6 protein-coding genes are annotated in these 6691 nt (G+C 38.6%); all 6 read left to right on the top strand.

Features of this window, described 5'->3' with window-relative positions:
* The first annotated feature begins 168 nt into the window (after positions 1-168).
* Positions 169-1170, top strand: coding sequence for an isoaspartyl peptidase/L-asparaginase family protein (locus HRT50_RS16995; RefSeq protein WP_291616685.1), 1002 nt, complete (start codon positions 169-171; stop codon positions 1168-1170).
* 414 nt (positions 1171-1584) lie between these two features.
* Entirely contained in the window at positions 1585-3054 is a 1470-nt protein-coding gene (locus tag HRT50_RS16990; RefSeq protein ID WP_291616683.1) for an acyloxyacyl hydrolase, read from the top strand.
* Between the two features lie 142 nt (positions 3055-3196).
* Positions 3197-4396 (top strand): tetratricopeptide repeat protein, encoded by a 1200-nt coding sequence (locus HRT50_RS16985; protein ID WP_291616681.1) that lies wholly within the window; start codon positions 3197-3199, stop codon positions 4394-4396.
* A 32-nt stretch (positions 4397-4428) separates the two neighbouring features.
* Positions 4429-5472, top strand: a complete 1044-nt coding sequence (locus HRT50_RS16980) for a M20/M25/M40 family metallo-hydrolase (protein ID WP_291616678.1) — start codon at positions 4429-4431, stop codon at positions 5470-5472.
* Positions 5473-5791: 319 nt separating this feature from the next.
* A complete protein-coding gene (locus HRT50_RS16975; protein ID WP_291616676.1) occupies positions 5792-6247 on the top strand; it encodes a disulfide bond formation protein B in 456 nt (151 codons plus the stop codon).
* Between the two features lie 8 nt (positions 6248-6255).
* Positions 6256-6691, top strand: a 436-nt coding sequence (locus HRT50_RS16970) for a thioredoxin domain-containing protein (RefSeq protein ID WP_291616674.1), incomplete at its 3' end; no start/stop codon positions are given.

Genomic DNA, 6691 nt, shown 5'->3' with positions numbered 1-6691 from the left:
AAAAAATTTACCAACTGAACTCTGGGGTCACCCTTTAAATCATAACAAGTTATTATTTATTAAAGAACGAATAAAAAATATAATAAAAAAGTAAATAAAAACAATAATTAAAGGAAACACGTTTTGTCAAAATACAACATATCACTTTCAGTTTCGTTAGCGGCTATCATGATGATGTCATCAACAGCAGCTTTAGCACAAGCAACGGAAAGACCTTTTGCTATCGCCATTCATGGTGGCGCCGGTACTATCAAAAAAGAAAAGTTTACCCCTGAACGAGAAAAAGCTTACCGCGCAAAATTAGCCGAAGCCGTAGAAGCGGGTTACTCGGTACTGGATAAAGGCGGAGCAAGCCTTGATGCGGTAACAGCAGCGATTAATGTTTTAGAAAACTCGCCATTTTTTAATGCCGGCAAAGGCGCGGTTTATACCCATAACGAGACCCATGAAATGGACGCCTCAATTATGGATGGTAAAAATCGTCAAGCAGGTGCTGTTGCGGGTGTTAAGCATATTGAAAATCCGATTAATTTAGCCAGATTGGTAATGGAAGAGTCGGTTCATGTGATGTTAAGTGGCGATGGCGCGGAAGAGTTTGCCAGTCAACAGGGAGTTGCCCTGGTTGATAATACAATTTTTGATACTGAAGGCCGTTATAAATCACTGCTGCGTGCTAAAGCTAAAATGAAAAAAGCCGAAGATGAATTAAAAGATTATCAAGCTGCTCACCAAGCGTTAGCGACTGAATATAAGGTAGGTACCGTAGGTGCTGTTGCCTTAGATAAAATGGGTAACATTGCTGCCGGCACCAGTACTGGCGGCATGACCAATAAACGCTTTGGCCGAATTGGTGATTCACCGGTTATCGGCGCGGGTACTTTTGCTGAAAATGAATCATGTGCCGTGTCTGCTACCGGTCATGGTGAATACTTTATTCGCTATAATGTTGCTGCCGATATTTGTGCCCGAGTTAAATACCAAGGTAAGAGCATTGAACAAGCCGGTAATGAAGTCATTCATGATGTCTTGATGCCGGTAGGCGGCACGGGTGGCGTTATTATTATTGATACCAAGGGCAATATCAGCCTACCTTTTAATACTAAAGGCATGTATCGAGCAACAAAATCAAATATTTCACCTACCTATGTTGGCATCTTTAAAGATGACTAGCCTCAGTCTTAGGTTTAGCCTTAAACTAGATTTTAAATTTTTATAAAATCTTATTGGTGATCTAGATCAAACGGGTAATCAATTGTTAGTCGCTTCTTGCTCTGTTCAAGGTAACAGAATATAATGCGGCTCTTTAGAAGTATACTCTGGTTAGTAATTGGTTTTGTTGACATAAACTGTCATAACTAATTCGATATTATACTTTTAAGCTATTGATTTTTCAGTTGTTGGTGTTGAATTTTAACAGCGGCAGGAATTTGTAACCCTGTTAGCTATCACCTCTCGAACGCACCGACAAAATCAAACAAGCCGTTAGCTGAAAAGTTAGTGGCTTTTTTCATAAATAAAGAAAGTAATTACTGCTTATAAAGTGATTATGTACTGTAAATAATTAAGGATCTGCGCTTGACCATTATGGACATGAATAAATATTCCAATAAGACCAATAATATTAAAACTATTGCTTTAGCCGTGTCACTCGCGATCTCTGCATTATTACCTAGCCAATCCTTTGCTCAAGGCTCTTCTCAAGATAAGACGAATTCAGAGTCTAAACCTCAAGTAGCTGAGTCAAAACAACAGACTGAAAATGAACTTGTGCTTACCCCTGAGATTACCGTTGAAAATCTTGATGAAATTTATCGAGAAATGGCGACCAATACGCTCTGGGAAAATTCAACACAACCCACTGACTTTTATGATTCACCTTTTCAAGTGTCGATTTTTTCAGACGCTAACGGTGAAGACAGTGACAGACTTTGGTCACAAACCAATTCGATTTTTGCCTACGGCTTTGGTGTTATCGGTTTAATTGCTTTATTACCAGAAGATATTTCTAACTGGGATAAAGAAGAAGGTATTTTCAGTAAATGGTCTGACAACGTCAAAGGTGGCCCGGTATGGGATCGAGACACCGGTATGCTAAACCTTATTGGTCATCCATATTTTGGTGGTGTTTATTATCAAGTAGCGCGTAAATCAGGGTACCGTCAATGGGACGCCTTTATGTACGCAACGATCATGTCGACTTTTTACTGGGAATACGGCATTGAAGCCTTCGCTGAAGTACCTTCCATTCAAGATTTAGTCATTACCCCGGTACTCGGTTGGGCATATGGTGAGTGGGCTTTTAATACTGAAATGGATATTAGAGAAGGGGGTAGCACTGTTTGGGGTTCAAGCATGCTAGGTAGCACAGCATTATTCTTTCTAGACCCTGTTGATAGCATGAGTGTTGGCATTAATAATATGTTTGGTAAAGAAATTATCAAAGCCGGTACTGGTTTTGTTAGCTTTAACGAAATCCCCTATGGTGATAGCGGTCAAACAGATACGCAAATTAACTTTAATATCTCCTTACAAATTGGTGATGGTGGTAGTTATACACCAAGCACAATGAAAAGATCTTCATATCAAAAAGATCCTATTGATACGGGTATCATCGGTGTTAGTTATGGTGTGGGTCAAACTACGCTAGATAGTTTATGGGAAATTGAAGGTGATAAAACCACTGAGTACAGTCTAGGTTTATATTTTACCCGCCAATTTTCAAGTCGAGTCACTTACTCTAAAGGTAAATTTACCGATGGTTTGAGCCCTGTCGAAATTAACTATGAAAACTATAGTTTAGATAGTCAATTTTACTTTAATAGTGAAAACGACTTTAGACCTTACCTCACCACAGGTTTTGGCGAAACACTATGGAAAAGGGAAATTGATACCAAAAGATTCCAAGTGAATGTGGGTGCTGGTGTACATTACAAGTTAAATAGTAATTTTGCTTTGCAATTAGACTGGCGCTTTTATCATAGTACCAATGCCAATACTTCCGATCACAATACCAGTTTACGCTTAGTTTATTTATTAGGTAACGGTGAGCGCTAACGCTGTTAATAGCATAAACAGTCAGAGACAAAACTGCATAAATTGTAATCAAATATGAATAGCTACTTAAGCAAGTAGCTAGTTTATCTTGTTTGTAATAGGCTGAGATCATTCCTAGCATTACTTGTGTAGTGGAGTGATCATGAAAAATCGATTTTATAGCCTATTATTCTGTTTACCTCTGTTACTAGCATGTCAAAGTAACCAAAACTTCCAAGCTAATCAAAGCGCCCCTCAGGTAAATTTATACCTCGACAGTCATTTCTATTCCGAAAATTCCATTGCAATTGAAACAGAGCTAGAAATTTTTCAATTGGATGATGAAATGCGCGCTATGGTGCAAGCTAAGTTAATAAATAATCTTCCCGCGCAAAAAAAAGCCATTATATTGCTCGAACATTTGTTTGATAAAAAGCATATAGCCATAAGTTACTCCGGAAATGCCAATGTTACTGCAAGTCAGGCTTATCACCAGAAAATAGCAAACTGTATGTCACTGACCATTATGGCGTATGCCTTGGCTGATGAAGCCGGTATGAATGTAAGCTTTCAAGAGGTCGAGGTGCCCGAATATTGGGTGAGAAATGGTCAATATAGCCTGATAGCAGGTCATGTGAATCTTTTGGTAAAGGAAGATAAAGGTATTAGTCGATATGTGATCTGGGGAGAAAAAGCCACCAGAATAGACTTTGACCCTTTTGTCGCTAAAAAGCACTTCCCATCACATATGATTAAAAAGCACACCTTGCTGGCGATGTTCTATAACAATAAAGGTGCTGAGGCTATGGTAAATAATAATTACTCTATTGCTTATCAATACCTTAAAAGAGCTTCACAAACCGATAATCAGTTTGCCTCAGCTTGGGGTAACTTAGGTATTTTATATAAGCTAAATGGCCATTATACCATGGCAGAAAAGGCCTACCGTCATGCGATTAGTCTAGATAGGAAGAACTATACTTCACTGGGAAATCTTGCCTTATTACTTCATAAGCAAGGGCGTGTTAGTGAAGCGCAGCCGATAGAGGCGTACATTTACAGGGCGAGGGTAAAAAACCCTTATTATCATGCATTATTAGCTAATGAAGCCTATTTTAATCAGCTATATCCACAAGCAATTAAACATTACAAAAAAGCAATTCAGCTTAGTAACGAGCAGCATGAATTTTACTTTGGTCTGGCTAAAACTTATTACATGCAAAATAAACTGCTGCTCGCTAAAAAAGCAATGAGTAAAGCGGTAGCTCTAACCAGAGCAAAAGACACACAAAGACAATATATTGCCAAACTTAACTTTCTTAAGTACGAAGGTTCAAGTCACCAAGGTTCAGGCCACCATTGAGAGTACTATTAAGTTCACCTTTGGGCACGCCTTTGAGAATAGACAAAGTTAAAGTACTTATCTTACTGATAGGATTACTAAGTACACCTATTAGCTGGGGTGCTGCTAAGCTATTACCTTCATCGACAATGGCGCACGAAGACAGCTTAATAATACTTGAACACTTACGAATTTTATCTTCAGATGAATTTGCCGGTCGTAAATTTGCTAGCCAAGGCAGTCTGCACAGTCAGTCTTATCTTGTCGCTATTCTTAAGGCACTTGATATAAAGGGGTTTAACAATCAATATCGCCACAGCTTTGAGCAATGGGGATTTTTTAAATCAAAGCAGGGCACAAATATCATTGCCTACATACCTGGTACTCACCATGTTGATGAATATATTGTGTTAAGCGCTCACTATGATCATCTAGGTAACAAGGGAAATAAAGTCTATAACGGCGCTGATGATAATGCTTCCGGTACTGCGGCTTTATTACACTACGCTAAACGGTTAAGTCAAACCCCTTTAAAGCATAGTGTTATCTTACTTTTTACCGATGGCGAAGAAGTTAACCTGTTGGGCGCTAGAGCCTTTATTGCTGAGCAGGAAAAATTACTCAGTAAATTTAAACTAAACATTAACTTAGATATGATTGCTGGTAGCAAGCGCACCAAGAGATTGCGCTTTATTAGTAAGGATCTGGATAAGGTGCTTACCTCGGCAAACCTTAGCGACTTCACTAAACTGCAAAGGCACTTTAAAACTCATGCCAAAGCGCAATTAACGGCTGGCTTTAAAAGCCTTAAGCGGAGAAGTTTAAGCTTTAATCGAACAAATTGGCGCATGGCAAGCGATCATGGCATCTTCAGTAAAGCAGGTATTCCCTTTATATATTTTGGTGTTGGTACCCATAAAAATTATCACAGTGAATTTGATGATTACGCTAATATTAATCAAGGTCTATTTCTATCTGCTACCGAGGTGATTTTTCAACAACTTATCTACTTAGATAACGCTATGTCTGCCAGTACACTTGCTGATGAATTGATTATTGGAAAGGTAAATGTTGAAAAGCTGATAGTGATGAGGTAATGGTTAAAGTAGCGATAGCTGAGCCTAACCGCCGTATTATCGAACATGTGGAAACACCAAAGCCAATCATAAGTGGTTTATCTCCTTAGCTCTTTCATTAACTTCTTGCACTTACTCTGTGGTAAAACTACTTAGCCGAACAAGCCATTTTTCTGACCTAAAACAAACTTAGCAGAAATTTCCTGAATAGTGATATAAATCATAATGATAACTGTCGTTAAAATTGTTATTATTTACCACAAATTTAAACAGTTCAAATAAGCTATCTATCGACATTTGTTGCAGACAGCTCTCATTTATAATGGAAAGATAAAGGCAAATGAACAATAAAGAAGCAATCGTAGTTAAGAGCAGCCATAGTTGGAATTTACTGTTCTTTGCTTGGGTATTAGCCACCAGTGGCACCTTAATTAGCTTATTTTTTAGCGAAATAGTACAACTACCGGTTTGTGTATTATGTTGGTATCAGCGTATTGCTCTTTACCCCTTAGTTATAATGTTGCCGTTAGCACTTTTTCCTTTTGATATTAAGGTGATTCGCTATGTAAGCCCGTTAGTTATTTTGGGGTGGTTGGTGGCGTTTTTTCATGTGTTAGTGGTTGCAGGAGTTATTCCAGAAGCAGCACAACCTTGTGTGCAAGGAGTGCCTTGCTCTGAAGTGCAATTCAGTATACTCGGCTTTATAAATATTCCAGTAATGGCATTATTCACCTTTAGCCTTATTGGCTTTTTACTGTATTTATCTAAAAAACAATTTACCCAGGACACTTATTAGGAATCATCATGAACAATAAAACTCTTTTTATCAGCGTTACCGCCTTTATTGGCATTATTTTTATTGCTGCAGTGGCTATGTACAAAAGCCAACTGCCATCAACAATAGCAAACGATCTGCTACCTGCATTGGAGCGCATTGACGCGCCAGCAAAAGGCGGTAAACAAGCGAAAGTCACCATAGTAGAATTTTTCGACCCTGCCTGTGGCACCTGTAGTCAGTTTTATCCTTTACTCAATAATTTAGTTAAAAAATACCAGGGTAAAGTGAAAGTTGTTATGCGTTATGCGCCGTTACATCAAGGCTCTGAAGATGTGGTTAAAATGCTTGAAGCAGCACATATGCAAGGTAAGTTCTGGCCTGCTGTTGAGCTGTTATTTGCCAATCAATCACGCTGGGTTGAACATCATGTATCAAATCCAAAAAGTGCTTTAGCGGGCATAA

The sequence above is a fragment of the Colwellia sp. genome, assembly GCF_013215345.1.
Lineage (GTDB): Bacteria > Pseudomonadota > Gammaproteobacteria > Enterobacterales > Alteromonadaceae > Colwellia.
The sequence above is the reverse complement of the archived record's forward strand: the minus strand, read 5'-3'. Positions and strand labels throughout refer to the sequence as shown.